20 protein-coding genes and 1 tRNA gene are annotated in these 26765 nt (G+C 73.7%); 8 read left to right on the top strand and 13 right to left on the bottom strand.

The genetic code is table 11. From position 1 onward, the window contains the following. Window positions 1-167: 167 nt before the first annotated feature. From B1H29_RS05125 to B1H29_RS05115, 3 genes are all read right to left on the bottom strand, one after another. Window positions 168-1331, bottom strand: a complete 1164-nt coding sequence (locus tag B1H29_RS05125; protein WP_055419074.1) for a Gfo/Idh/MocA family protein — start codon at window positions 1329-1331, stop codon at window positions 168-170. 116 nt (window positions 1332-1447) lie between these two features. After that, window positions 1448-2242, bottom strand: a complete 795-nt coding sequence (locus B1H29_RS05120) for an ABC transporter permease subunit (RefSeq protein ID WP_055419073.1) — start codon at window positions 2240-2242, stop codon at window positions 1448-1450. Between the two features lie 24 nt (window positions 2243-2266). Further along, window positions 2267-3220, bottom strand: a complete 954-nt coding sequence (locus B1H29_RS05115) for an ATP-binding cassette domain-containing protein (RefSeq protein ID WP_055419072.1) — start codon at window positions 3218-3220, stop codon at window positions 2267-2269. 146 nt (window positions 3221-3366) lie between these two features. Here B1H29_RS05115 and B1H29_RS05110 point away from each other — a divergent pair, with 146 nt between their 5' ends. Together B1H29_RS05110 and B1H29_RS05105 are read left to right on the top strand one after the other, a co-directional pair. Further along, window positions 3367-5202, top strand: a complete 1836-nt coding sequence (locus tag B1H29_RS05110) for a sensor histidine kinase (RefSeq protein ID WP_079160038.1) — start codon at window positions 3367-3369, stop codon at window positions 5200-5202. Between the two features lie 70 nt (window positions 5203-5272). Continuing rightward, window positions 5273-5929, top strand: a complete 657-nt coding sequence (locus B1H29_RS05105; RefSeq protein ID WP_055419071.1) for a response regulator — start codon at window positions 5273-5275, stop codon at window positions 5927-5929. Between the two features lie 9 nt (window positions 5930-5938). On the opposite strand, the gene B1H29_RS05100 is transcribed toward B1H29_RS05105, so the two are convergent. Both B1H29_RS05100 and B1H29_RS05095 read right to left on the bottom strand, forming a co-directional pair. Continuing rightward, window positions 5939-6286 (bottom strand): cupin domain-containing protein, encoded by a 348-nt coding sequence (locus B1H29_RS05100; protein WP_055419070.1) that lies wholly within the window; start codon window positions 6284-6286, stop codon window positions 5939-5941. 144 nt (window positions 6287-6430) lie between these two features. After that, window positions 6431-7405, bottom strand: coding sequence for a bile acid:sodium symporter family protein (locus tag B1H29_RS05095; protein ID WP_055419919.1), 975 nt, complete (start codon window positions 7403-7405; stop codon window positions 6431-6433). A 198-nt stretch (window positions 7406-7603) separates the two neighbouring features. Here B1H29_RS05095 and B1H29_RS05090 point away from each other — a divergent pair. Next, window positions 7604-7677: transfer RNA gene (locus B1H29_RS05090), tRNA-Pro, on the top strand. Window positions 7678-7975: 298 nt separating this feature from the next. Here B1H29_RS05090 and absR1 read toward each other — a convergent pair. After that, a complete protein-coding gene (gene absR1 / locus B1H29_RS05085) occupies window positions 7976-9055 on the bottom strand; it encodes a beta-glucuronidase AbsR1 (RefSeq protein ID WP_055419069.1) in 1080 nt (359 codons plus the stop codon). Window positions 9056-9127: 72 nt separating this feature from the next. Between absR1 and B1H29_RS05080 the strand changes: the two genes are divergently transcribed. Then, window positions 9128-10948 (top strand): LuxR family transcriptional regulator AbsR2, encoded by a 1821-nt coding sequence (locus B1H29_RS05080; protein WP_055419068.1) that lies wholly within the window; start codon window positions 9128-9130, stop codon window positions 10946-10948. A 19-nt stretch (window positions 10949-10967) separates the two neighbouring features. Here the strand turns inward: B1H29_RS05080 and B1H29_RS05075 are convergent, their stop codons facing one another. Then, the gene (locus B1H29_RS05075; protein ID WP_199832389.1) at window positions 10968-13877 is read right to left on the bottom strand and encodes a CHAT domain-containing protein; all 2910 of its coding nucleotides are present in this window, start codon (window positions 13875-13877) and stop codon (window positions 10968-10970) included. A gap of 205 nt (window positions 13878-14082) precedes the next feature. Here B1H29_RS05075 and B1H29_RS05070 point away from each other — a divergent pair, with 205 nt between their 5' ends. The 3 genes from B1H29_RS05070 (at window position 14083) to B1H29_RS05060 (ending at window position 16654) form a co-directional block, all read left to right on the top strand. After that, window positions 14083-15516 (top strand): S8/S53 family peptidase, encoded by a 1434-nt coding sequence (locus tag B1H29_RS05070; RefSeq protein WP_055419066.1) that lies wholly within the window; start codon window positions 14083-14085, stop codon window positions 15514-15516. A gap of 71 nt (window positions 15517-15587) precedes the next feature. Continuing rightward, window positions 15588-16163, top strand: coding sequence for an RNA polymerase sigma factor (locus B1H29_RS05065; RefSeq protein ID WP_055419065.1), 576 nt, complete (start codon window positions 15588-15590; stop codon window positions 16161-16163). Next, window positions 16160-16654, top strand: coding sequence for a hypothetical protein (locus tag B1H29_RS05060; protein ID WP_079160036.1), 495 nt, complete (start codon window positions 16160-16162; stop codon window positions 16652-16654). The genes B1H29_RS05065 and B1H29_RS05060 overlap by 4 nt, the downstream gene beginning before the upstream one ends. 22 nt (window positions 16655-16676) lie before the next feature. Here B1H29_RS05060 and B1H29_RS40150 read toward each other — a convergent pair whose 3' ends face one another. From B1H29_RS40150 to B1H29_RS05030, 6 genes are all read right to left on the bottom strand, one after another. After that, window positions 16677-16862, bottom strand: a complete 186-nt coding sequence (locus tag B1H29_RS40150) for a hypothetical protein (protein WP_055419063.1) — start codon at window positions 16860-16862, stop codon at window positions 16677-16679. A 611-nt stretch (window positions 16863-17473) separates the two neighbouring features. After that, window positions 17474-18271: an N-formylglutamate amidohydrolase gene (locus tag B1H29_RS05050; protein WP_055419062.1), complete on the bottom strand. Its 798-nt coding sequence runs from the start codon at window positions 18269-18271 to the stop codon at window positions 17474-17476. Window positions 18272-18530: 259 nt separating this feature from the next. Further along, window positions 18531-20750 (bottom strand): NADP-dependent isocitrate dehydrogenase, encoded by a 2220-nt coding sequence (locus B1H29_RS05045; protein WP_055419061.1) that lies wholly within the window; start codon window positions 20748-20750, stop codon window positions 18531-18533. Window positions 20751-20900: 150 nt separating this feature from the next. Further along, window positions 20901-21962: a mechanosensitive ion channel family protein gene (locus tag B1H29_RS05040; RefSeq protein ID WP_079160700.1), complete on the bottom strand. Its 1062-nt coding sequence runs from the start codon at window positions 21960-21962 to the stop codon at window positions 20901-20903. 227 nt (window positions 21963-22189) lie between these two features. Continuing rightward, complete coding sequence (locus B1H29_RS05035) at window positions 22190-23731, bottom strand: amino acid permease (protein WP_055419059.1); 1542 nt, start codon at window positions 23729-23731, stop codon at window positions 22190-22192. A 33-nt stretch (window positions 23732-23764) separates the two neighbouring features. Continuing rightward, window positions 23765-24766: a hypothetical protein gene (locus tag B1H29_RS05030; protein WP_055419058.1), complete on the bottom strand. Its 1002-nt coding sequence runs from the start codon at window positions 24764-24766 to the stop codon at window positions 23765-23767. A gap of 274 nt (window positions 24767-25040) precedes the next feature. Here B1H29_RS05030 and B1H29_RS05025 point away from each other — a divergent pair, with 274 nt between their 5' ends. Further along, window positions 25041-26480, top strand: coding sequence for an FGGY family carbohydrate kinase (locus B1H29_RS05025; protein WP_055419057.1), 1440 nt, complete (start codon window positions 25041-25043; stop codon window positions 26478-26480). The last annotated feature ends 285 nt before the right edge of the window (window positions 26481-26765 follow it).

Below are 26765 nucleotides of genomic sequence, written 5' to 3'. Positions count from 1 at the left end.
GTCCGCAGTTCCTCGCGCCTTGCCTCCGGTGTCCGCCCCTCGCGCACCGCCCGCCGCACGATCGCCGGGCCTGGGGGTGTGGGGACCGGGGACGCGGCGCGAGCGTCAACCGGTGCGGGGCAGGTTCCGGCGGTCCTGCCGCGGGTGTTCCCGCGACCGTCCTGCCCTCACTCCTCCCGCCGGACCTCGACCCAGGTGCCGTGCTCGGCCGACCGCGTCATCGCGTCCAGGACGACGGCGCTGTGCACCGCGTCCGGCAGCGTGGCGCCGTGCGGGGTGCCCTCCGCGATCGAGCGCAGGAAGCGGTGGGCCTCCACCACCTTGAGGTCGTCGTAGCCCATGGCGTTCGCGGCACCCGGCTGGAAGGCGGCGAACTCGCCGTGCGCGGGACCGACGTAGACGGTGCTGACCGGCTGGTCCTGGTACGACGTGCCGCGGCTGACGCCCAGTTCGTTCATCCGGCGGAAGTCCCAGAACACCGCGCCCTTGGTGCCGTGCACCTCGAAGCCGTAGTTGTTCTGCTCGCCGACCGAGACCCGGCAGGCCTCCAGGACACCGCGGGCGCCGGAGGCGAAGCGCAGCAGACAGCTCACGTAGTCCTCGTTCTCGACCGGGCCCGGTACGCCGCCCGCGGCCCGGGAGTGACCGGCGGTGGCGGCGGTCGGACGGGCCCGCTCGGGCAGGAACACCGCCGTGTCCGCGGTCAGCGACGCGATGTCGCCGAGGAGGAAGCGGGCCAGGTCGGCGCCGTGCGAGGCCAGGTCCCCGAGCACCCCGCTGCCGCCGCGCTCCCGCTCGAAGCGCCAGGTCAGCGCGGATTCCGGATGGGCCGCGTAGTCACTGAAGAGGCGGATCCGGGCGTGCGTCACGGCGCCGATCTCCCCCGACGCGACCAGCTCGCGGGCGGTCTCGACGGCCGGGGCGTTGCGGTAGTTGAAGCCCACCGCGCCCTGGACACCGGCCTTGGCGACCGCGTCCGCCACCGCACGAGCGTCCCCGGAGGTCAGGCCGACCGGCTTCTCGATCCAGATGTGCTTGCCGGCCTCGGCCATCGCGACGGCGATCTCGCGGTGCAGGAAGTTCGGGGCGGTGATGCTGACCGCCCCCACCCGCGGGTCGGCGGCCACGTCGCGCCAGTCCCGGGTCGTCGACACGAATCCGAACTGCGCGGCGGCCTCCTCCGCCCGCCCCGGCACCTCCTCGGCGACCGTCACCAGCTCCGGGCGCAGGGCGAGCTGCGGGTAGTGGTGCCGGACACGGGCGTACGCCTGGGTGTGCACCCGGCCCATCCAGCCGAAACCGACGACGGCGACACCCAGCGCGTCCACCATGAAAGCCCCTCTTCGGACCGTCCCTGCTCTGTCCCGCCCACCCTGGGCGGAGCAGCGGCATCATGTCAACCTTTTGACAGGACAAACGCGCCGAGGTGAGCGGTCGCCGGATCGCGCTAGGCGTCGCGGCGGCGCAGTACGACGGTCCCGGCCGCGTAGCAGGCGAGCGACCACAGCAGCAGGACCAGCAGCGCGGTGCCGCCGCCGTAGGGATCGTGGTCCTGGGTCAGCAGCACGGTGCCGGCGACACTCGGCATGAAGTCGGCGGCGGTCTCCAGCCACCGGGCGCCGACGACGCCCATCAGTTGCGGCAGTGCGAGCAGCACCATGATGAGGGTCGTGATGGTTCCCGCGGCACTGCGCAGTACCGTGCCGAGGCCGACGGACATCACCGCGAGAAGCGCGAGGTACACGCCGGCGCCGAGCGCGCTGCCGAGCATCTGGCCGCCCGTGTAGTCGCCGTGTCCTCTCATCAACGGGGCGGCGACCAGGGTCCCCAGCACGCTGAAGACGCTGCCGGCGGCGGCCGCGACCGCCAGGACGACCAGTGTCTTGGATCCGAGCATCCGGCCGCGGGCCGGCACGCCCTGCAGCGTGGTGCGGATGGAACCGCTGGAGTACTCGCCGGTGAGGGCAAGGGTGGCGAGCACCACCACGGTCAACTGGGAGATGAGGAAGGCCTGCGAGGCGTGGTGCGGCGCCGGCACGGCGACGTCGATGCCCTTCTTCGCGCTGGCGTCGGCGGACGCGCCCACCATCGCGGCGAAGCCCACGGTGAGCAGCAGGCCGACGGCGAGGTTCCACCAGGTGGCCCGGACGCTCCAGAGCTTCGTCCACTCGAACGCGACGGCGCCCCTGAACCCGCCGCCCCGCACGGGACCCGTGAGCCGGGGAGGAGCGGCTGTCGTCACTGTCGTCACTGTCGTCATGCCGGGTCACGCCCTCTCGTGCCGGGTGGCGTCGATGACCTGGGAAAGTACGGGCGAGCCGTACTCCACGCTGGCGGCGGTGAGTTCCATGTACGCCTGTTCCAGGCTGGCCTTGCGCAGGGTCAGTTCATGGACCGGGACGCCGTGGGTGAACGCCAGGTCGCCGATCTCCCTCAGGGTGCCGCCGACGACGATGAGTTCGTCGGGCTCGGACTCCGCGTCCCGCTCCACCTTCATGCCGTGCCCGCGCAGTTCCCGCCCCAGTACGTCGGGCTCCGGGGTGCGCACGCGTACGGCGGTGAGGGAGCTGCCCGCGAGGACCTCCTCGATCGGGGCGTCGGCGAGGATCCTGCCGCGGCCGATGACCAGCAGGTGGTCGGCGGTCTCCTGCATCTCGCTCATCAGGTGGCTGGAGACGAGGACCGTACGGCCCTCCGCGGCCAGCGAGCGCATCAACTCCCGCACCCAGCGCACGCCGTCCGGGTCGAGACCGTTGACCGGCTCGTCGAAGAGCAGCACCTTCGGATCGCCGAGCAGCGCCGAGGCGATGCCGAGCCGCTGGCCCATGCCGAGGGAGAAGGAGCCGACGCGCTTCCTCGCGACCTCGGTGAGGCCGACGGTCTCCAGGACCTCACCGACCCGGGACGACGGGATGCCGTTGCTCCGGGCCAGCCCGAGCAGATGGTGGTGGGCCGAGCGGCCGGGGTGCCCGGCCCGGGAGTCGAGCAGCGCGCCCACCTCGCGCAGGGGGTGCCGCAGTTGCGGGTACCGCCGGCCGCCCACCCGTACCTGTCCCGAGGTCGGTGCGTCGAGACCGACGATCATCCGCATGGTGGTCGACTTGCCGGCGCCGTTCGGGCCGAGGAAACCCGTGACCTTGCCGGGGTTGATCGTGAACGAGAGGTCCGACACGGCGGTCCTGTCGCCGTACCGCTTGGTCAGCCGGTCCGAAGTGATCATTGTGCGGTGGCTCCTTCCAGAGGCGTGTCCAGCACGCATGCCGAGCACGCTAGGGAGCCGCCGGCCCCGGAGCATCTGGCGAACGGCAACGACCGCATCGACTTTCGGCAGGTCCCAGGCCGTACCCGCTCTTGTAGCGTGCCGGCATGCAGCGATGGCGGACCGTGCGCGGACGAAGCGGTACCTTCACGCGGACTCTGCGGACTCTGCGGACTCTGCGGACTCCGCGGACTCCGCGGACTCCGCGGGTTCAGGGGGCTCCGCGGGTTGAGCGGGCCCTGCGGGTTCTGCGGGCCGACCGGCCCTTCTCCCGGCTCGGTGACCACGGCCTGCTCCTCGCGCTCCTGCTGCCCTCCGCCTTCGACACGGAGGTGCCCGCGACCGCCCCGGCCGTCTGGCTGACCGCGTGCCTGGCCATCACCGCCGCGGTCGCGGTGCGGCGTACGGCGCCGTTGCCGTCCCTGCTGCTCGCGGCTCTCCTCGCGCTCTTCTACCCGTGGTTCGGCGCGAGTCTGTGGCCGGCGGTGGCCGCCGCTGTTCTGAGCTGGGGCGCGGGCCGCCGCCTGACCCGGCTGTGGCCCGCGCACGCGGTGTTCCTCGGGGCCACGGCGGCCGGGCTCCTCGTGGTCGGCGCTCTTGCCGAGGCCAAGGACGGGCTCAGCCTGCTGATGATCCAGTTCCTGTCCTGCGTCCTGCCGTGGTGGGCAGGCGACTGGCGCCGGCAGCGCACCGCACTGGCCCACGCCGGCTGGCAGCGTGCCGAGCAACTGGAGTGGAGGCAGCGCGCCGTCGCCGAGCAGGCCAGGCTCAAGGAGCGCGCCAGGATCGCGCAGGAGATCCACGACTCCCTCGGCCACGAGCTGAGCGTGATGGCCCTGCTCGCCGGTGGACTGGAACTTTCCAAGGACCTTTCCGAGGAACACCGGGACGTGCTGGGACAGTTGAGGCAGCGCTGCTCGCTCGCCACCGAACGGCTGCACGAGGCGATCGGGCTGTTGCGGGAGGAGACCGCCCCCGCTCTGGTGCCCGCCCACGAGTCGGTCGCCCAGCTCGTGGACCGCTTCGAACGATCGGCCGGGCCGGTGGATTTCCACGAGGAGGGCGCACCACCCGGGGCGGGTGCACCCTCCGGCCGGGACACCCGACGGGGAGAGGCCGCGCCCTCTCCGTCCGAGCTCGCCGCCTACCGCGTGGTTCAGGAGGCGCTGACCAACGCGGCCAAGCACGCGCCGGGCGCCCCGGTCGCCGTCCGGGTGCTGCACCGACCGGACGAGACCGTGGTGACGATCGTCAACGAGCGCCCGGGGGGAGCCGACCGCCCGTCCGCCACGGGCAGCGGTGCCGGACTGATCGGCCTCGACGAGCGGGTCCGCCTGGCGGGCGGCACCCTGCGGACCGGCCCGGGGCCGGACGGCTTCGAGGTGCACGCCCGGCTGCCGCACACCCCGCGGGTCCCGCAGAGAACGGTGGACCCGGCCACCGGTGTACCGGGCACCGGACCGGTGCCCGGCGCCGCCTCCTGCACCGCGTCCGGCGCCGCGCCCTTCACCGCGTCCGGCGCCGCGCCCCGCACCGCGTCCGGCACCGCGCCCCCGCCGGAGCGCAGCGCGTCGGCGTCGGCGCTGCTGCGGGCCAGGACCCGCCTCCGCCGTGACGCCCGGCGGGCCGCGCTGCTGCCGGCGCTGCTCGGCGCGGGGATCGTGGCACTGCTCGCCGGTCTCTACGCCGCCACCTCGACGACCACGTCGGTCACGTCCGAGGACTACGCGCGCATACGGCTCGGGGAGACGCGCGCGGATCTGGAGCCGCTGCTCCCGGCACGGCGGATCGGGAGGCCACCGCCGGTCATCCCGGAACCCCTCGTGCCGCCCGGCGCCACCTGCGAGTACTACCGGGCGAGCGAGAACCTGCTCGACTTCGGGGACACCATGTACCGGTTGTGCTTCACGGATGATGTCCTGGTGGCCAAGGACACGCTCTGAGCACACGGAGCCCGACGGCGGGCACCCGCCGGGACGACGACGGACCGAGAGACCACCACGGAAGGACCGGATGATCCGCGTACTGGTCGCCGACGACGAGACCATCGTCAGGGCCGGCGTGCGCGCCATCCTGACCACCGAGCCCGGCATCGAGGTGGTCGCCGAGGCGGCCGACGGGCGCGAGGCGGTCGAACTGGCCCGCAGACACCGCCCCGACGTGGCACTGCTGGACATCCGCATGCCGGAGCTGGACGGCCTGGCCGCCGCGGGCGAACTGCGGACCACCAACCCGGACACCGCGGTGATCGTCCTCACCACCTTCGGCGAGGACAGGTACATCGAGCGCGCCCTGGACCAGGGGGTGGCCGGGTTCCTGCTCAAGGCGTCCGATCCGCGCGACCTGATCTCCGGAGTGCACGCCGTGGCCGCCGGGGGCGCGTGTCTCTCACCGCTGGTCGCGCGCCGGCTGATGACCGAACTGCGCAGGGCCCCCTCACCCCGCTCGGCCGCCTCGGGCGAGCGGGTCGCCGTACTGTCCGGGCGTGAGCGGGAGGTCCTGGGCATGCTGGGGGCCGGCCTGTCGAACGCCGAGATCGCGCGGCGCATGCATCTGGTCGAGGGCACGATCAAGGCGTACGTCAGCGCGATCCTCCACCGGTTGGGGGTGCGCAACCGTGTGCAGGCGGCGATCGTCGCCTACGAGGCGGGACTGGTGAACGACGCGTAGCCCAGGGGGCTACGTGAGGTTGATCGCGTACGCCTTGCGCAGCGTCTCGTGCACCGTCCACGTCGTACGGTCGCCCTCGCGCAGCACCGCCAGGTCGCCCGGCCCCACCTTCAGCGTCGGGCCGTCCGCCACCTCGATCGTGGCCGAGCCGCTGAGCACGACGAACATCTCGTCCGCCTCGGTGTCGGTGACGACGCCCGGCGTGATCTGCCAGACGCCTCGTTCCTGGCGGCCGTCCGCCGACCGCCAGACCACCTTGCCCGTCACCTCGGGGGTGCCGGACACGATCTGCGCGGGGGAGAGGGGTTCGGGTGCGAGCTCGGCGTCGGGCACATGGACAAGGAAGCTTTGGGTCATGCCGTGACGCTAACCGGGGCGCACGGTGCACCGGGGGCGACAGGGTGTGGGGTATCCGCCCGGGCCCGCGGACACTTCGTCGCGTCGTGCACGGCGCCCACGTGCGGCGCGGGCTCTGGGCCACCGCCGCGGGCCGACCGCGGGTCACCGCCCCCGGCGTGACAGCCACGCCGCGGTCACGGCGCCGGAGACGTTGTGCCAGACGGAGAACACCGCGGCCGGCAGGGCCGCCAGCGGGCTGAAGTGGGCGGTGGCCAGGGAGGCCGCGAGGCCGGAGTTCTGCATGCCGACCTCGAAGGCCATGGCCCGGCTCGCCGGTTCGCCGAGCCGGCCGAGGCGTCCCGCACCGTAACCGAGCGCCAGCCCGAGGCCGTTGTGCAGCACCACGGCGACGAACACCAGCCCGGCGGCCGACTTGATGGCGTCGGCGCTGCCCGCCACCACCACCGCCACGATCACCGAGATCGTCAGCGCGGACAGCCAGGGCAGCGCCGGCAGCGCCCGCTCCACGTACCGCCCCGCCAGCAGCCGTACGGCCAGGCCCGCGAGGACCGGCGCCAGCACCGTCTTGAGGATGTCGGCGACCATGGACCCGGCGTCGACCGGGAGGTACTCGCCGGCCAGCAGCAGCGTCAGGGGCGGGGTGACCAGCGGGGCGACGAGCGTCGAGACGGTCGCGACGGAGACCGACAGGGCCACGTCACCCCGGGCCAGGTACGTCACCACGTTGGAGGCCGTGCCGCTGGGCGCGCAGCCCACGAGAATCACTCCGGCGGCGAGCTGCGGGGGCAGATCGAGCAGATGGGCGACGGCCCAGCCGAGCCCCGGCATGATGACGTAGTGCGCGACCAGTCCGAGAGCCACCGCCCAGGGCCGCTTGACGACCCCGCGGAAGTCCTCCGGCGTCATGGTGATGCCCATGCAGAACATCACGACACCGAGCAGGTACGGCACCGACTCGCTCCATCCGGTGAGACTCCCGGGGAGCAGCAGGCCGAGGGCGCCGGCCGCGAGGACGAGGATCGGGAAGACGGTGACGGCGCGCCGCGCGGAGCGGTCGCCGGTGGTGTCGTTTCCGGTGGTGTCGTTGCGGAGGTGATCGGGTCGTTCGGTTCGCACCGTGCGAGGAAACGCCCGCTGGACGGCGCGGCGCAAAGCCGTCTCGCGATGTGATCATCGGAACGGGTGCGCGGCAGATGCGCCGCGTCACCGGCCGCTTGACCGGCAGCGGCCCGCGACTCGGCCCAGGCCTGCCGATGGGGTAGGGTTGACCTGCGCGATCACACGGAACCGGACACACGGACGTGGGACGCGCACCGGGACGTGGCGCAGCTTGGTAGCGCACTTGACTGGGGGTCAAGGGGTCGCAGGTTCAAATCCTGTCGTCCCGACTTTTCGAGGTCGTGGGTCGAGGCCGGTCGCGGAGAAATCCGCGACCGGCCTTTCCTGTGATGTCGCAGAGAGCGCGCCCGGTCAGGTTGGCCGCTCGGACGCTCCGCACACGCGAGGGCGGCTCCCTCCTGCGGAGCCGCCCTCGCGTGCGCGCCGGTCCGTGGCGGCGCCCGCCGTCCCCCGTGCGGCGGGCGCCGCGTGGCCGGGACGCCACCCTCCCCCGAAGGTGGCGTCCCGGCCGCCTGCCCCCGGCGCCGGACTGTGGCCGCTTGCGGCCCGGATGAGTTCAGCCGGCGGTCACCAGCACATGACCGCCGTCTCGCCCGCACCCCACGCGGAGTACAGACGCACCCGGACGACATAACGGCGGCCCTTGACGAAACGGGCCCTGATCGTGGCGTTGTCGGGGGTTCCCCCGTCGTCCGTACCGGCGAGGTAGCGGGGCACGCCGTCCCGCTCCTCGAAGATCACGACGACGGCGTCGCTGTCACCGAAGGTGCCCACGGTGTACTCCCGGGTCTCCGGCGGATCCACCCGGAAGTCGGCCTGCTCGCCCGGTCCGAGCCCGAGCGGCACCGAACGGAACGGCACCAGCGGTCCCGGCCGGCCGGTGGGCGGGTACCAGCGCAGGGCGAACTCCTTGTCGGCGGCGGAGAGGGTACCGGGCGGACGCAGGCCCGAGCGGTAGTGCTCCGGCTCCAGTATCAGGCCCGACGGAAACGGGTACTCCATGATCGACTGAGGGTCCCAGACCGGCCCGTTGACCTCGTCCGTACGGAGCTTGCGCAGGATGTTGTGGAAGGTCCGCTCCCGGCTCCAGTGGTTCGGCGGGCCAGCCAGTTCGGCGTAGACGGCCTCGTCGTCCCAGAGGATGCCGGCGAACGGGCTCTGGTGCTCGTGCAGCATGCCGAGCGCGTGCCCGATCTGGTGCAGGGCCGTCGCGCGCTCACCGGACGCGGTCAGGTCCCAGCCGAAGTTCATCGTACGGTCGTTCAGACCGACCCGTAGCGCGTCCTTGCCCACCGCCGACCAGGACCCGTCACCGGGCTGGAAGCCGATCCGCAGCTCGGCCTCCGAGCGGTCGCCGACCTCGGTGAGGCCGAGTCCGATACCGAGGTCCTGCCACTCCCGGAAGCAGTCGCGCACCACGTCCCGCTGCTCCTCGGTACCCACCCACGACACCCGCGCGGGCCGGCCGGTGCCGGGCATGGGAACGACGGACGAGTCGGTGTCGCCGCCGAGGAAGCAGTAGTGCAGAACGGTGCCGTTGACCCACATCCGCTGCCCGCCGACGAGCGCGGCGAGGCGCTCGGCGGCCAGCCCCGGCGCGAACGCGGGGGCAGGCTGCTGCGCGAGCGAGCAGTAGCGTGCGGTCATGGCCCCCAGAATGCCGTCCGCGCCGGTCCGGGCGCCTGAGTCGGGGGCTACTCAAGTCGCCCTGTATCAGGGATGAGTATGCCGGCTCCTGTTGCCGTGACGATTTCTCTGCGGGACGCGAAGACACTTCGGACGCCCTGGCCGTTCACCGGGCGCGCCGACGAACTGGAGCTGGTACGCCGGTCCGTGGCCGCCGGACGGAACGGCATCGTGGTGACGGGCCCGGCCGGCTGCGGCAAGACCAGGCTCGTGACGGAGGCCGTCCGCGGCGCGGACTGCGCCAGGGCCGCCGGGACGCCCGAGGCCCGGGGGGTACCCTTCGCCGCCTTCGCCCACCTGCTGCCCGAGAGCGTCACGCTGCACCGCGCGGTACACCTCCTGTCCGGCGTACGGCTGCTGCTGATCGACGACGCTCACCTGCTCGACGACGCCTCCGCCGCCCTCGTGCACCAGCTCGCCGTGCACGGGCGCACCCGGCTCCTGGTCGTCGTCACCGAGGGCGTCGACGTGCCGGGCGCGGTGTCCAGGCTGTGGTCCGGGGAGCTGCTGCCGCGCCTGTCCCTGGAGCCGCTGCCCCGCGAGGAGACCGCCGAACTGCTCACCGCCGGTGCGGGCACCGCGCTGGAGCCGCTCACCGTCGACCGGCTGCACCGTCTGAGCCAGGGCGATCTGCGGCTGCTGCGCGAGCTGTTGACCGCCGTGAGCGGGCAGGGTCTGCTCAGCCCGGTCCCGGGCACGGACGAGCGGGCCTGGCGCGGGCGGGTGCCGGTCACCGCGACGGTACGGGAGCGCACCGCCCACGTCCTCGACCGCGCCCGCGCCGAGGAGCGCGACACGCTCGAACGCCTCGCCTTCGCCGAGCCGCTTCCGCTCGGCCTGGACGTCCTCGACGTATGGACCCTGGAGCGTCTCGAGGCCGAGGGCCTGGTCGCCGTCGACGACCACGGCGCCACCCGCCTCGCCCACCCCCTGCACGGTCCGGTGCTGCGCGCCGCCGCCGGCAGGCTGCGGGCGCGGCGCCTGGCCCGCACCCCGGACCAGTGCGGGTCCGCCCTCATGGAGGAGAGCGACACGCTGGCCCTGCGCATCGAGGAGGCCGACGTACGGGCGTGGGAGACGCCCGTGGGGGAGTGGCTGGTGGCCGAGGGGGCTCCGCTGCCGGCGCGGTACGCGGCGCTGCGCGCCAGGTTCGCACGCCTGCGCGGCCGACTGCGCGAGGCCGCCGCCTGGGCCCGCGAAGGACTGCGGACCAACCCCGACGACGCGTCCTGCCGCGAGGAACTCGCCTTGGCCGCCGCCCAGTCGGGTGACGCGAGGGCGGGAAGCCACGGGGCGGCCGCGGCCTGGGCCGCCGCCGCACGCGGCGACCTCGACGCGGCGGTCCGGGCGGCCGCCCGCGGCGGGGACCCGTACGACGCCGTCCGGCTCGGCGCCCCCCAGCGGGCGGCCGGCCGGCTGACCGGCGTCTTCGCCGCGCACGCCGACGCCCTCGCGCGGGGCGACGGGCAGGCGCTGGACCGGGCGGCCGGGGAGCTGGCACGGCGCGGGTTCCTGCTGTTCGCGGCCGAGGCACACGCCCAGGCCGTCCGCGTCCACCGCGACCCGGGCGCCGCCCGTACCGCCCGCACCCGAGCCGTCGCCCTCGCCCGGCGCTGTCAGGGCGCCCGCACGCCCGCCCTGTCCGGTCTGGTGCTCGGCGAACTCACCGCCCGCCAGCGGCAGATCGTCACACTCGCCGCGGCCGGCCTGAGCAACCGGCAGATCGCGGAGAGACTCACCCTGTCCGTCCGCACCGTCGGAAACCACCTCTACGGCGCCTACACCCGCCTCGGCGCCGGCGACCGGGGAGCCCTGCCCTGGCTGATGGAGCTGCCCGAGCCCCAGCCCGCCTGACGGCGCGGCGGCCGGGCCCTCAGGCCGCCCCGAACGCGGAGAACGCCCACCCCGTCGCCTGGTGCATCGCGTCGTCCGGCAGCGCGGCCCGCGCGTCGCGCAGCGCCTCCGCCAAGGACAGTCCGGCGTCCAGGCCCTTGTGCAGGGCCAGCATCAGCGGCACCACCGCCGCGTCGTTGACCGGCGCGCTGCACGCCACCACCCCGGCCGTGCCCAGCGGCAGCAGCGCGGTGACCAGCCCGAGCAGTTCGTCCGCGCCGACCGAGGCGAACCGGGCGGTGTCGCAGCAGGACAGGATGATCCGGTACGGGCTGCGGTCCAGGCGCTCGAAGTCGTGCACGATGAGCGGCCCGTCCGCCATCCGCAGCGACGAGAACAAGGGGCTGTCCGCGCGAAACGTCCCGTGCGCGGCGATGTGCGCCAGCGCGGCCCCGTCCAGTTCCCGCAACACCCGCGGCACCCGTGCCTCGTCCCCTTCCAGCACGGTGGGCCCGTCCCGTCGGCCACCGGCCGCCGCTCCGGCCGCCCGCACGCCGCCGTCCCGCGCGGGAGCGGCGCCGCCCCGCCCGGCGGACGAGGAGGGAGCCCCTGCGCCGTCCCCCACGTCGTGCGTCGCGTCGTCCCGTGCGTCGCCTTCGCCGGTGTCGTGGGCCCCGGCCGTCCGGTGTGGGGGCCCCGCGGTCGTCTTCCTGTACACGTCGTGCGTCGCGTCGTCCCGTGCGTCGCCTTTGCCGGTGTCGTGGGCCCCGGCCCTTCGGTGTGGGGGCCCCGCGGTCGTCTCCCCGTACCCGCCCACCGGCGGCCCCGCCCACGTCGCCGGGGAGCCGGGACTCCGCGCTCCCCCGTAGCGGTCGGCGAGCACCGGCACCTCCGCGCCGCCGCTAGCCAGCCCCGGCCCGCGTACCAGGACCTCGCGGCCGCCGGGCGGGGGCGCGGTCTCCTTCGCGCGGAGCCAGCTACTCGCGGACGGCGACACGCTCAGCACCCGGTCGCGCAGCACGGGCAGCAGGGCCCACGGCACCCGGTGCAGTCGGCCCGGGGGGACCACGACGACCGGCCCGGAGCCGAGGTGCGCCGCCGCGGGGCCCAGCAGGAGCTTTTGAAGGCGCGCGCCCGCCGCCTCCACCAGCGGCAGCCTGGCCTCCGCCCCCGGGTGGGCCAGCCGCCGGAGACCGGCCTGTACGTGCTCGGCCTCCCGTTCCGCGTCGGCCAGCAGACCCGCCTCGAACCGCCGGACCCGCCCCCGCCCGCACAGCAGTACGTGCACCCGCCCGTCGAGCACGGCCAGCTCGACCAGTTGTACGTCGTCGCCCAGCCGCTCCAGCAGGCGCCCGACATCGAACCGGTCGCCGTCGTCCGGCGCCTCGCCCCGCATGTGCAGGGTGCGGGAGCGGATCTCCCGCTCCAGACGCCGCTGTTCGCGCTCCAGCGCGGGGACGGGACGGCCGCCGTCCCTCCTGGCCTCCTCCGCCCGGGCGGCGATCTCGCGGAACGCCGTCATACCGCTCAGCAGTGCGGGATCGGCCGGCGGCCGGGTCGGCGGTGCCGACAGCACCGTCGCCCGCCAGCGCTCGCTCCACACCAGCAGCCGCCGCGGCCCGCCCGAGACCAGACTCGCCCGCTGCGCCAGCGCCGCCAGCTCGGCTCCCTGCGCGGTCGCCCGCGCCCGCAGCTCCGAGGCACCCAGCGTCATCCGGTGGTCGTCGAGGACGTCCAGACCCCGCCGACAGGCCTCCAGCACACCCCGCGCCGATCCCGCCCGCAGCGCCTGCGCGGCCCAGCCCGTCATCCGCGCCAGCGGCGGCCCGCTGTGCCGGCTGCGCGCGGCGACCGCGAGATGCCGTTCCGCGTCCGCCGCCCAGCCGAGCCCCAGCGCGATCCGGCCCGCCAGCAGCGACGCCTCCGGCGCGGCCGGCGCCCCGAAGGCGGCCAGCCGCTCCGCCACCGCCGCCGCGTCCGCGACCAGCCGCCCCGACGCACGCCCCGTCGCGACCCGCGCCTCGATCAGCACCAGCCGGGCGTGCGTCTCGTACCAGGTGCGCCGCTGCCCGGCGAACAGCCGCACCGCGACGGCCGCACGCGCGAGCGCGGTCTGCGGATCGCCCGCCAGCCGGGCCGCCCGCGCCGCGACCAGCAGCAACTCCGCCTTCCGGGTGGACTGCCCGCCGATCTCGTCCAGCGCGGCGATCGCCCCGTCCGCCTCGGTCAGCGCCTCCGGGGCGAGCCCCGCCGCCATCAGCACCTCGCAGCGCCGGATGGTGAGCATGAACGTCGGCACGCCCAGCTTCGCGTACCGCTCCTCCGCCTCGTCCAGCAGCCGCAGCGCCGCCGGCACGTCACCCGAGCGGAACGCCGCCAGCCCCCGGCTCTCCACCGCGTCCGCCTTGTCGTGCTCCTGGCCGGTGGTGTCCCACAGCGCCTCCGCCGCGGTGAAGTCCGCGTCCGCGCGCTCCACCGCGCCGAGCGCCAGATGCACGGTGGCCCGCAGGGTCAGCGCCCGCGCGGTCCAGATCACGTCGTCTGCCTGCCGCAGCACCGGGATCGCCCGCCGCACGTCCTCCAGCGCCTCGCCGTGCCGGCCCAGCACCCACCACACGTACGCCCGCCGGTACAGCACCCGCGCCCGGGTGTGCCCGGTGCCGCGTGCCACGCCCCGCTCGAAAGCGGCCAGACCCTCCCGGGTACGGCCGGAGTGCACCAGCGCGACCCCGAGCGTGGCCAGTACGTCCGCCTCCCGCTCGGCCGAATCCGCGCGAGCCGCGAGATCGCGGGCGCGCCGGAGATGGGCCAGCGCGCGCCGGGTGTCCCCGAAGTCCCGCTGCCAGATGCCGATCACCTGATGGGCGATCGAGGCGTGCAGCGGTGCGGGATCGGCCCCGAGCAGCTCCTCCGCCCGCGCCAGCGCTTCGCCCGGGGCGGCGAACACCATCGGCAGCAGTTGGAGTACCGAGTCGTTTCCCGCTGTCACCCCACGGATGGTAGTGCTCCGGAACCGCACACCACAGGTTCGAGTCTGTATCAATCAGCCACCCCCGGACTCTGATTGACGACCGTCGCCGAGACCGCACCAAGACCTTCGCCGAGACGGAAGCGGCGACCGTCGCGACCACCGCCGTCCCAGTGGAGGACATGCCATGGCACCACAGCGATTCCGCGAGCAGTTCGACCAGATCCAGCGCTCGATGCCGGAGGTCCCGCTGGCGATGGGACCGGACGACTCCGCCGAGTTCTTCTACGAGAAGGGAGTCGTCCTCGCCCGCGACGGCGAGGAGGCCCGTCTCGTCGAGGACACCGTGCGCGACCACTTCACCACCATGGCCGGCCTGACCCCGGACCACGTGCGCCGGGCGAGCCCCGAGACCAACCGCACCGGCATCACCCGCATCCAGGTCGCCGGCCCCGGCGAGGGCGACCGCGGCGGCGACCCCACCGTCGCCCACGCCCTGCGCTCCCTGCGGACCATGGAGGGACGCGCGGGCCGCCGGCTGATCAGCCGGAACCACGTCGTGTCCATCGCCGTCAACGCCTGCCCCGGCGACGAGCCCGTCCCCGTCCCGATCAGCGAGCCGCCGAACCCGGCCGCCGCCGGGACGCCGTACGACGCCGGGACCGCCGTCGGCGTCCTCGTCATCGACACCGGCCTCATGCACGACTACCGGTCCTGCCCGCTGCTGGCCCACACCGAGGGCGACGCCCAGCTCAGGGAGTGCGACGACGACGGCGTCCTCCAGCAGTACGTCGGACACGGCACGTTCATCGCCGGACTCGTCGCCGCCGTCGCGCCCAACACCGAGGTGACCGTCCGCAACACCCTCAACGACGCGGGCGCCATCCTGGAGTCGGAGCTCGGCGAGAAGCTCTTCGAGGCCGTCGACCGCGGCGGCTGGCCCGAGGTGATCAGCCTCTCCGCCGGCACCTCCAACGGCCGCACCGACGGCCTGCTCGGCGTCCACGCCTTCATGGAGGAACTGCGCGACCAGCGCACCCTGCTGGTCGCCGCCGCCGGCAACAACGCCAGCGCCACGCCGTTCTGGCCCGCCGCCTACGCCGACCTGCCCGGCTGGGAGAACTCCGTGCTGTCGATCGGCGCGCTGCGCGCCGACGGGGAGTTCGGCGCCTGCTTCAGCAACCACGGCGGCTGGGTCAAGGCCTACGCCCCCGGTGAGCGTCTCACCAGCGCCCTCACCGGCTTCAAGACACCCGTGCCGTATGTCTACCAGCACTCCACCTACGACGACTGCCGGTACGGCTTCGCCTACGCCTGCACCTGCCAGTACCCCCGGCACAGCGGGGTCCTGAGCGAGCCGGGCGAAGCGCCCGCCAAGCCGGACCAGGTGATGTTCGAGGGGCACGCGCAGTGGAGCGGCACCTCCTTCGCCACCCCCGTGGTCGCCGGCCTGGTCGCCTCCCACATGACGGCCCACAAGGAGCGGGACCCGCGTGCGGCCCGCACCCAACTGCTCGCGGCCAACACCGAGTACGCGGAGGTGCGTGGGGCGCACGTACCGGCACTGCTGCCGCCCACCTGGCGCCCCGTCACCCTCGACCCGCCGACCGGCGGGGCGTGAGGGGCCCCGTGCTGGGCGGAACCACCCACTCCACGGCGTACGATGGCCTGTCGTACACGAGGGGTGGGACCGTGGACCGTGCAGATGTCGGGGTGCTCGTCCAGTCTGCCGCCGACGGGGACGCGGCGGCCTGGAAGTCACTGGTGGACGGGCTGGGCCCGCTCGTGTGGTCCGTCGTGCGGGCCCACGGGCTGTCCGACGCCGACGCGCACGAGGTGTACCAGACCGCCTGGTTCCGGTTCGCCCAGCACCTGGGACGGATCCGGGAACCGGAGAAGACCGGCTCCTGGCTGGCGAGCACGGCGCGGCACGAGTGCCTGAAGGTGCTCAGGGCGTCGAAGCGGTGGACGCCGACCGACGACCCGCAGCTCCTCGACCGGCCGAGCGACGACCGTACGCCGGAGGAGTCGGTGCTCGACTCCGAGGAGGCCGCCGCGCAGACCGAGCGCGTGCGGCGGCTGTGGCAGGAGTTCGAGGAACTGGGCGAGCGGTGCCGCCAGTTGCTGCGGGTGCTGATCTCCTCGCCGCCGCCCAGTTACCAGGAGGTGTCCACCGCGCTGGGAATCGCGGTGGGCAGTATCGGGCCGATGCGCCAGCGCTGTCTGCGCCGGCTGCGGGCCCGGCTAGAGGCGCGGGGGACGATATGAGCGACATGAACGACGACTTCGGGGACGAACGGTCCGACGGGCCCTTCACGGACGAGGAACTCGGCGCCGGGTTACTGGAGGAGGAGCTGCGGCAGGCCGCCGCGATCCTCGACCCGGTCCCGGCCGGGCTGCGGCAGATCGCCGTCGACGCCTTCGCCCTGCACGACCTGGACGCCCGCGTCGCCGAGCTGACCTTCGACTCACTGGTCGACGCCATCCCGGTCAGAGGGGAGACGGACCCGCCGCGGATGCTGACCTTCCGCGCGGACGAGGTGACCGTCGACGTCGAGGTGACCGAGGACGGTCTGATCGGGCAGGTGCTGCCGCCGGGGCCGGCCCGGATCGAGGTGCTGAGCGGTCCGCTGGCCCACGCGCGGCTGACGGCGGACGACATGGGCCGGTTCACCGGCGACGCCCCGCCCGCCGGCCCGTTCGCGCTCCGGCTGCGGACCGGCCGGGAGGTGGTCGTGACGGAGTGGCTGCGGGCCTGAGCCGCCGGTGCGCCGTCACGGCCTACCAGGCGCAGGAGAGGGTGCGCGGCCCGCGGATCATGGTCCTGCGGCGCCGGGCCACCCGGTCGGCGGGGACCTCGCGCCACAGCCCCGGCAGCCGCTCGAGCAGGGTGCCGATCAGCAGCTCCGTCCGCATCCGGGCGAGCACGGCCCCCGTGCAGTGGTGGTACCCGTTGCCGAAGGCCACGCCTCGCTCACGACGGCGCTCGGGAAGGGTTCCAGGAACCGCTCGGCCGGGTCCGCCGGCGGCCCGTCCCGGACGACTCCCTCCACCAGGCCGTCGGGGATCTCCCGCGCCCGGGGCCGCGGCCCCTTGTCAGTGTCCAGGATGAACGCACCCGTGAGCGTTCGCCGCAGCCGGTCGTGGCCGGCTGGTCAAGCTGGTCGGACTGGTCGGACTGGTCGGACTGGTCGGGCTGGTCGCGCTGGTCGGCGAAGGCGAGCGAGCCGGGACGCGGCTCGAAGTGCGGGGTCAGTCGTGTGACCTGCCGCTTCGTCACCTCCGCGCGCCCGAAGCGCGGGTCGTTGGCGAGGGGGTTCACGTCCTCGTACCGGGTGGCCGGCCACGCCCAGCCCTCGCCGTGCGGAAGCCGACGCGGGTCAGCGGTCCCTCGCGCATCAGACCGGCGAGCGCCGGGTCGACCCCGGGCCCGTCCAGGTCGAGAGCGGGCCGGCCCCGCACCGGGGGCGGGGACTGGCCGGTCGGTGTGGTGGTCTCCCGCGTCGTACACCCACCCTCACGGCGCCCCGGGGCGGCTGTCGCGCGGGAGTGCTCCAGCCGGTGGGCGGGCCCGCCGGTCAGCCCGACACGGCGTCGACGAGCGCCGCCAGCGACGCCGCGAGGCGCGACAGACCGGGGCCGGCCGGACCGCCCGGCTCGGTCATGTAGGTGTCCCGGCGGATCTCCACCATCAGCGCGCCCACCTCGCGCCGCTTCCCGTAGAAGTCCAGCGGCACGTACGTCCCGCTGAACGGGCTGTCCAGCCCCGTCTCCCCGCACGGGGCGAACGCCTTCCGGGCGGCGGTGAGCAGCTCGGACGGCGTGTGGAACTCGTCGGTGCCCAGGCAGACCGGCGGGCGCGGGCCCTCACCGTGCAGCTCGTAGGGCAGCGGCTCGGCGGGGTAGGAGTGCACGTCGATGATCACGGCCCGTCCGGTGGCCGCGAGCCGGTCGGCGACCGCGTCGGTCATCGCCCGCGCGTACGGGCGGAAGTACCGCTCGATCAGTGGCTCCGGGTCGGTGCCGTCGGGCCGCAGCACCTCGCGGTGCGAGGTCCGCGTGTACACGGCGCCCATCCCGACGGCCGTCATCTCCTCGCGCTCGTCCGGGAACCGCTCCGGGTCGACGACCAGCCGCGAAGCCCGGTTGACGAACCGCCAGGGCGTGCGTCCGGCCAGGCCGGCCGCCGCCTCGGCGATCCGGGCGGTGTGCGAGTCGGTGATGTGGTCCAGCTCCCGCTCCAGCGCCGCGTCGTCCAGGGCGATGCCGGGGCGGACGTCGGCGGGTATCTCCCGTGAGGAGTGCGGCACGTGCAGGATCACGGGGGACCGCGCGGCGCCGGGCAGCAGCTCGAAGGTCTGCGGGGCGTCGGTCATGGGGCTGCTCCAAGGGCGGCTGTACGAGGACGGGCGCTCGCCCCGACCGGGAGCGGCGAGGGGACCGGAAGGGGTGGGGGGACGGGCGGGAGAGACGGGGAGAGGGAAGAGGGGAAGGGGTGGGAGACGGGGAGGGGGAAGACGGGAAGGGGTGGGAGACGGGAAGGGGCGGGAGACGGGGAGAGGGGAGAGACGGGCACCCCGCCTCCGTGGAACGGAGACGGGGTGCCGCCCGCGGGTCTTCGGCGCCGGGTGAGGATCAGGCGAGGGACGCCAGCGCCTCGTTCCAGGTGGCCGACGGGCGCATGACCTCGGCGGCCTTGGCCGGGTCGGGCTGGTAGTAGCCGCCGATCTCGGCCGGCTTGCCCTGGACGGCGTTCAGCTCGTCGACGATGCGCTGCTCGCTCGCCGACAGCGTCTCGGCGAGCGGGGCGAAGGCCTTGGCCAGGTCCGCGTCGTCGGTCTGCCTGGCCAGCTCCTGCGCCCAGTACAGGGACAGGAAGAAGTGGCTGCCGCGGTTGTCGATGCCGCCGACGCGCCGGGTCGGGGACTTGTCCTCGTTGAGGAAGGTCGCCGTGGCGCGGTCGAGGGCGTCGGCGAGGACCTTGGCGCGGGTGTTGCCGGTGACCTCGGCGTACTGCTCCAGGGACGGCACCAGGGCGAAGAACTCGCCGAGGGAGTCCCAGCGCAGGTAGTTCTCCTTGACGAGCTGCTGCACGTGCTTGGGCGCGGAGCCGCCCGCGCCGGTCTCGAACAGGCCGCCGCCCGCCATCAGCGGGACGACCGACAGCATCTTGGCGCTGGTGCCCAGCTCGAGGATCGGGAACAGGTCGGTCAGGTAGTCGCGCAGCACGTTGCCGGTGACGGAGATGGTGTTCTCACCGCGGCGGATGCGCTCCACCGACAGCTTGGTCGCCTCGACCGGGTTGAGGATCCGGATGTCCAGGCCCTCGGTGTCGTGCTCCGGCAGGTACGCCTTGACCTTGGCGATCAGGTTGGCGTCGTGGGCGCGGCCCTCGTCCAGCCAGAAGACGGCCGGGTCGCCGGTGGCGCGGGCACGGGTGACGGCCAGCTTGACCCAGTCGCGGATCGGGGCGTCCTTGGTCTGGCAGGCGCGGAAGATGTCACCGGCGGAGACCGTCTGCTCCAGGACGGCGTCGCCGTTCCGGTCGACCAGGCGGACCGTGCCCGTGGTGGGGATCTCGAAGGTCTTGTCGTGGCTGCCGTACTCCTCGGCCTTCTGCGCCATGAGGCCGACGTTCGGGACCGAGCCCATCGTGGACGGGTCGTAGGCGCCGTTGGCGCGGCAGTCCTCGATGACGGCCTGGTACACGCCGGCGTAGGAGGAGTCCGGGATGACGGCGAGGGCGTCGTGCTCCTGGCCGTCCGGGCCCCACATGTGGCCGGAGGTGCGGATCATGGCCGGCATGGAGGCGTCGATGATGACGTCGGAGGGCACGTGCAGGTTGCTGATGCCCTTGTCGGAGTCGACCATCGCCAGCTCCGGGCCCTCGGCGAGCTCGGCGTCGAAGGAGGCCTTGATCTCGGCACCCTCGGGCAGGGACTCCAGGCCCTTGTAGATGCCGCCCAGACCGTCGTTCGGGGTGAGGCCGGCCTTGGCGAGCGCCTCGCCGTACTGGGCGAAGGTCTTCGGGAAGAAGGCGCGGACCACGTGGCCGAAGATGATCGGGTCGGAGACCTTCATCATCGTGGCCTTCAGGTGCACGGAGTACAGGATGCCCTCGGACTTGGCGCGGGCGACCTGCGCCGTGAGGAACTCGCGCAGCGCGGCGACGCGCAGCACGGAGGCGTCGACGACCTCGTCCTTCTTCACCGGTACCGACTCGCGCAGCACCGTGGTGGTGCCGTCGTCGCCGACCAGCTCGATCCGCAGCGCGCCGTCCTCGGCGATCACCACGGACTTCTCGGTGGAGCGGAAGTCGTTCTCGCCCATGGTCGCCACGTTGGTCCTGGACTCGCCGGTCCAGGCGCCCATGCGGTGCGGGTGGGTCTTGGCGTAGTTCTTCACCGAGGCCGGGGCGCGGCGGTCGGAGTTGCCCTCGCGCAGGACCGGGTTGACCGCGGAGCCCTTGACCTTGTCGTAGCGGGCGCGGATGTCGCGCTCCTCGTCGGTCTTCGGGTCGTCCGGGTAGGCCGGCAGGGCGTAGCCCTGGCCCTGCAGCTCGGCGATGGCGGCCTTGAGCTGCGGGATGGACGCCGAGATGTTCGGCAGCTTGATGATGTTGGCGGCGGGGGTCTTGGCCAGCTCGCCGAGCTCCGCGAGGGCGTCCGGGATGCGCTGGTCCTCGGTCAGGTACTCCGGGAACAGGGCGATGATGCGGCCGGCCAGCGAGATGTCGCGGGTCTCGACCGCGACACCCGCCTGCGAGGCGTACGCCCGGATCACCGGCAGGAACGAATACGTCGCCAGGGCCGGGGCCTCGTCAGTGTGTGTATAGATGATGGTCGAGTCAGTCACCGGGTGCTCCGCTCCACGTCTGCAACATTGCTCGACATCAAGATATCTCGTGATCGACCCGGGCTCGACAGGGGCCGTGCGGAGATTCCGGACAACCGGCCGCGCGACCTCTGTCGAACAGGTGAGCGAGCAGGGGGGATCAGTGGATGATCACGCGAACGGGACGGTGTCCTCGCCCGCCCGCTGCTGCGGGAACACCACGGTCCCCTGCTGGAGCGCGACGGTCCGGGCGGGCGCCGGGATGCGGATGCCCTCCTCGCGGTAGCGCCGGTGCAGGCGCTTGACGAACTCGTGCTTGACCCGGTACTGGTCGCTGAACTCGCCGACGCCGAGGATCACCGTGAAACCGATCCGCGAGTCGCCGAAGGTGTGGAAACGCACCGCCGGCTCGTGCTCCGGCACCGCGCCGCTGATCTCGGTCATCACCTCGGCGACCACCTCCGTCGTCACCCGCTCCACGTGCTCCAGGTCACTGTCGTAGGAGACGCCGGCCTGGACCAGGATGGTCATCCGCTGCTCGGGCCGCATGAAGTTGGTCATGTTCGACTTCGCGAGCTGACCGTTCGGGATCACGACCAGGTTGTTGGACAGCTCCCGGACGGTGGTCTGCCGCCAGTTGATGTCCTCGACGTAGCCCTCCTCGCCGCTGCTGAGCTGGATGTAGTCACCCGGCTGCACGGTCTTCGAGGCCAGGATGTGCACGCCCGCGAAGAGGTTGGCCAGCGTGTCCTGCAGGGCCAGCGCGACCGCCAGACCGCCGACGCCCAGCGCGGTGAGCAGCGGCGCTATGGAGATGCCCACCGACTGCAGCATCACCAGGAAACCGATGGCCAGCACCAGGACGCGGGTGATGTTGACGAAGATCGTCGCCGATCCGGCGACCCCGGAACGGGACAGGGTCACCGTGCGCACCAGGCCGGCGACCACCCGGGCCGCCGACACCGTCACCACGAAGATCAGCAGCATGGTCAGCACCTGGTTGACGCCGTGCTGCACCGTCCGGGTCAGCGGCAGCGCCGCCGCCGCGCCCGCCACGCCGCCCGCGACGGCCGCCCACGGCGCCACCGTGCGCAGCGCGGCCACCATGACGTCGTCGCCGCTCCAGCGGGTGCGCCCGGCGTGTCCCGCCAGCCAGCGCAGCACCACGCGCAGCAGGAACGCGCCCAGGAGACCTGCCGCCAGGGCGATGCCGGCGGGCACCAGGTGGTCCATGGTCGGGTCGTCCGTCACCGGCCACCTCCAAGGAGAACGGCCGCGGCGAAGTCCCTCGCCGACGACCCGATGTGAAGTCTCGTCACGTCGTCACCTGCTCGATACCTGCTGGATTCCGGGGTTGCGCGCTCGCGCCGGCCCGCAAGGCAGTTCGACCGGCGCGAGCGTTCATCCTGCCGTATTCCGAGGGGTGGTTCGTACCGCGCACAGGGGCGGGACGGAGCGTTTCAGACGATGCCCTCGGCCAGTTCGGCCTGGTCACGGTCGTCGCCGTACGCCGCGGTCGTGGGAGTGCCGTACGAACGGCGGGCGACGAACCACCACACCGTGGCCAATGCCAGTACGACGGCCAGGGCGACGGCGGCGTAGTTCATCGTGTCGACGGTCACCGGCGACGACTGGGGGAGGCAGAACAGCACGGTGACGAACGCCACCCACACCACCGCCGTCCAGCCGACCGGCCTGCTCCACCGGCCCAGGCTCCACGGGCCCGGCGTGAACCGGTCGCCCGCCCGCAGCCGCAGCAGCACCGGGATGGCGTACGCCGGGGTGATGCCGATGACGTTGATCGCGGTGACCGCGCCGTACGCCGTCGCCGAGTACAGGGACGGCAGGGCCAGCAGGCAGGCGACCACCACGGACAGCCACACCGCGGCGACCGGGGTCTGGGTACGGGCCGAGACCGTGCGCCACAGGGCCGAGCCGGGCAGGGCACCGTCCCGGCTGAACGCGAACACCATCCGGCTCGCGGCGGCCACCTCGGCGTTGCCGCAGAACAACTGCGCGACGATCACCACGAGCAGCAGCGCGCTCGCGCCGTCCGTGCCCAGGCCGTCCAGCAGGATCTGCGCGGGCGGCACCCCCGTCTCGGTGTTCCGCGTGGCCTCGTAGTCCTGGATGGCGAAGGTCAGACCGGCCAGCAGCACGAAGCCCGCCAGCCACGACACCCAGATCGCCCGCACGATGCCGCGCGCCGCCGACACGGAGGCGTTCGAGGTCTCCTCCGACAGATGGGCGGAGGCGTCGTAGCCGGAGAAGGTGTACTGCGCGAGCAGCAGACCGATCGCGGCCACGTACAGCGGGCTCTCCCAGCCGGTGTCGTTGACGAACTCCGTGAAGACGAAGGACGGCGACTGGTGGTGGTCGGGGACGACGGCCAGCGCGCCGACGATCAGCGCCACACCGGCCAGGTGCCACCACACGCTGATCGAGTTGAGCACGCTGACCAGTCGCACGCCGAACAGGTTGAGCACCGCGTGCACCAGCAGGATCGCGACGAAGATCAGCATCGTCTTCTCGGGCGTCGGCTCGAAGCCCCACTGGAGGTTCAGGAACGCGCCCGTGAACAGCGCGGCCCCGTAGTCGATCCCGGCGATCGCGCCGAGCAGCCCCAGCAGGTTCAGCCAGCCGGTGTACCAGCCCCAGCGCCGGCCGCCGAGCCGGTCGGCCATGTAGTACAGGGCACCGGACGTGGGATACGCGCTGGTGACCTCGGCCAGCGCCAGCCCCACGCACAGCACGAACAGGCCGACGCCCGCCCAGCCCCACAGCATCACGGCGGGCCCGCCGGCACCCAGGCCGAAGCCGTACAGGGTCATGCAGCCGGACAGGATCGAGATCACCGAGAAGCTGATCGCGAAGTTGCCGAAGCCGCCCATGCGGCGGGCCAGCACCGGACGGTAGCCGAGTTCGCGCAGGCGCTGTTCCTCGTCGGGGGCGGCGGACGGCCCGGGAGCGGGCGGTCCGGAGGGGCGAGAGGGGCGGGACATGCCGAAAACCTCCGGGGACGGAAGGGTGGGGGGTCAGGAACGCCGGCCACCGCCACGGGCGGCCGACCGACTGCGCGTCCGGGCCTGGAGGAAGATCTCCACCGGCTGCTGGGAACCGCCCCCGCCGGCGGCCCGGGAGGCCCAGGGCAGGGGCGTCCAGTACGGGCCGAGCGCGTCGAACACCTGAGCCGCCTCCGGGAACCGGAGGGCGCCCCACAGGGCGTGGGCCAGGTGGTTCATGTCCAGCAGGGACCGTTCGTCGTCCTGGGTGAGCGTGAACCAGGAGTGGAACGCCTGCCGTGCCTCACGGGTGGCGTCCTCGGCCACCCAGTGCAGATCGAGGGCGGCTTCCCGCCCGCCCGAGCGCCGGTAGCGCTCCACCCGCACGTACAGCGGCAGCACGTGCAGCGCCGAGCCCGGCGGGGCCGAACCCGCCGCCCACTGCGCGAAGCCCGCCGCCCGGGCCAGCCGCTCGGAACCGCCCCGCGGATACAGGAACTGCAGCATGCGGTGGTGGGCCTCGCGGTTGTACGGGTCCCGCTTGCCCGCCTCGGCCAGCAGACCCCACGGGCCCGGCGGCAGCATCGGCTCCGGCGGTGCCGCCCGGTGCTCCGCCCAGCGCTGCTCCTCGTCCAGCCTGGCCAGCGCCAGCAGGCACACCCAGGGCACCGGGTCGTAGGGCGCCACCCGCGTCGCCGCGTCACAGGCGTGCCAGGCCAGCGGCCACAGTTCGCGCGTGCGGGGGTGGCTCTCGCGGTGCGCCCGCAGCGCGCGCTCCACGACGACCCGGGTGTGCATCACGGCGGCCGCAACGCTGTCCGGCTCCTCCGCCAGCCAGGCCCGCACCACGTCCGTACCGGCCGCCGAGGTGGCCAGGACCTGGGTGCGCCGCGTCCACGCCGACCAGGAGGCGGTCTGCTCGAGCAGGGCGCGCATCGACATCCAGCGTCCGGCGCGCACTTCCTGGAGCGCCGAGCGCAGCGCGGTGTCGTGGCCGGCGGGATCGTAGGCGGGCTGCGCTCCGTCTCTGGCCATCACCCGCCCGTTCCCGGGTACGGAACGGGCGGGACGGCAGGGTGGAGTAACAAACAGCCCTCCCCTGGGCGGCGATCAAGCGGTCGTGCCGGTCGGCGGCCACTATAGAGGCGGAGGTTCCGCCTCAGTCCGGTTTTGCTTCGCCCGGGCAAATTCATTGCCACCAGGGATAACTGACTGTCAGTCAGCCGCACTTGACGCGGTGTGCCCGCGACGGCAGGCTGGCGCGCAGTGATCGCCGAGACCGTCGGCGCGTAAGCCGGGGAGGGACGCGATGCCGGGCTCGGTGCTCGCCGTCGACCAGGGCACGTCCGGCACCAAGGCCCTGGTGATCTGCCCCGAACGCGGGGTCGTCGGCACCGGCTTCGCACAGGTCCGCCCCAGATACCTCCCCGGTGGCCTGGTGGAGGTGGATCCCGAGGAGCTGTACGGCTCGGTGGTCGACGCGGGCCGCCGCGCGCTGGCCGAGGCGGGCGAGCCGGTCGCCGCCCTGGGCCTGGCCAACCAGGGCGAGACCGTGCTCGCCTGGGACTCGGGCACCGGCCGCCCGCTCACCGACGCGCTGGTCTGGCAGGACCGCCGCGCCGAGACGGTCTGCGACGAACTCTCGGACCACGCCGACGAGTTGCGGCATCTGACCGGTCTGCCCCTCGACCCGTACTTCGCCGCGCCCAAAATGGCCTGGATACGACGGCACCTCACCCGGGAGGGGCACGTCACCACCTCCGACGCCTGGCTGGTCCACCGGCTCACCGGCGCCTTGGTCACCGACGCCGCGACCGCCTCCCGCACCCAGCTCCTCGACCTCGACCGCGCCGAGTGGTCGCCGCGCGCTCTGGAGCTGTACGGCCTGGCCGGAGAACGGCTCCCGGACGTCGTCGACAACGCCGCCCACATCGGCACCACCACGGCATTCGGCCCCGAACTCCCGCTCACCGGCCTCGCCGTCGACCAACAGGCCGCCCTGCTCGCCCAGCGCGTCACCGAGCCCGGCACCGCCAAGTGCACCTACGGCACCGGCGCGTTCCTGCTCGCCCAGACCGGCGACGGCGCCCGGCGTGGCGCCTCCGGCCTGGTGAGCTGCATCGCCTGGCGGCTCGGCGGACACACCAGCTACTGCCTGGACGGCCAGGTGTACGCGGCCGCGTCCGCCGTGCGCTGGCTGACCGGCCTCGGCGTCCTCACCGGCGCCGCCGACCTCGACACCGTGGGTGCCACGGTGCCGGACGGCGGCGGCGTCACCTTCGTGCCGGCGCTGGCCGGCCTCGCCGCCCCCTGGTGGCGCGGCGACCTGCGCGGCTCGATCACCGGACTCGGCCTGGACACCGCCCCCGGCCACCTCGTGCGCGCCCTGTGCGAGGGCCTGGCCGCGCAGGTCGTGGAACTCGCCGACGCCGCCGCGACCGACCTCGGCACCCCGCTGACGGTCCTGCGCGCCGACGGCGGCCTGACCCGCTCGGCGCTGCTCATGCAGACCCAGGCCGACCTCCTGCAACGCCCCGTCGAGGTGTCCGCCCTGCCGGACGCCACCGCGCTCGGCGTCGGCGTCCTGGCCCGGCTCGGCGCCGACCCCGGCCGCACGGTCGCCGAGGCGCTGCCCGCCGGCGGACCGGCCGCCGTGTACGAGCCCCGCGTCACCGCCGACGAGGCCGCCGAACGCCTCGCGCGCTTCCGCACGGCGGTCGCCGCACTGCTCGCCGGGAGCCCGGCATGACACGTACGGCGACCGGGCCCGCGTGCCCCGCGGTGTCCGGCACCGGTGGGGCGGGCCGGCGTCGTGGCCGGGGCCGTGCCGCCGGGTGTGGGGTGGCGGGGTGTCGTGTGGCCGGGTGTGGGGTGGCGGGGTGTCGTGTGGCCGGGTGTGGGGTGGCGGGGTGTCGTGCCGCCCGGTGTCGGGCAGCCGGGTGCCGTGCCGCCGGGTGTCGGGGCGCGGGCGGGGCGTCCCGCGTGTCCCTGACCTCGAGCGTGCTGTCCCGCCCCGGCGCGGCGCACGGCGGCG

It is taken from the genome of Streptomyces pactum (assembly GCF_002005225.1).
Classification (GTDB): Bacteria; Actinomycetota; Actinomycetes; order Streptomycetales; family Streptomycetaceae; genus Streptomyces; species Streptomyces pactum_A.
The sequence above is the reverse complement of the archived record's forward strand: the minus strand, read 5'-3'. Positions and strand labels throughout refer to the sequence as shown.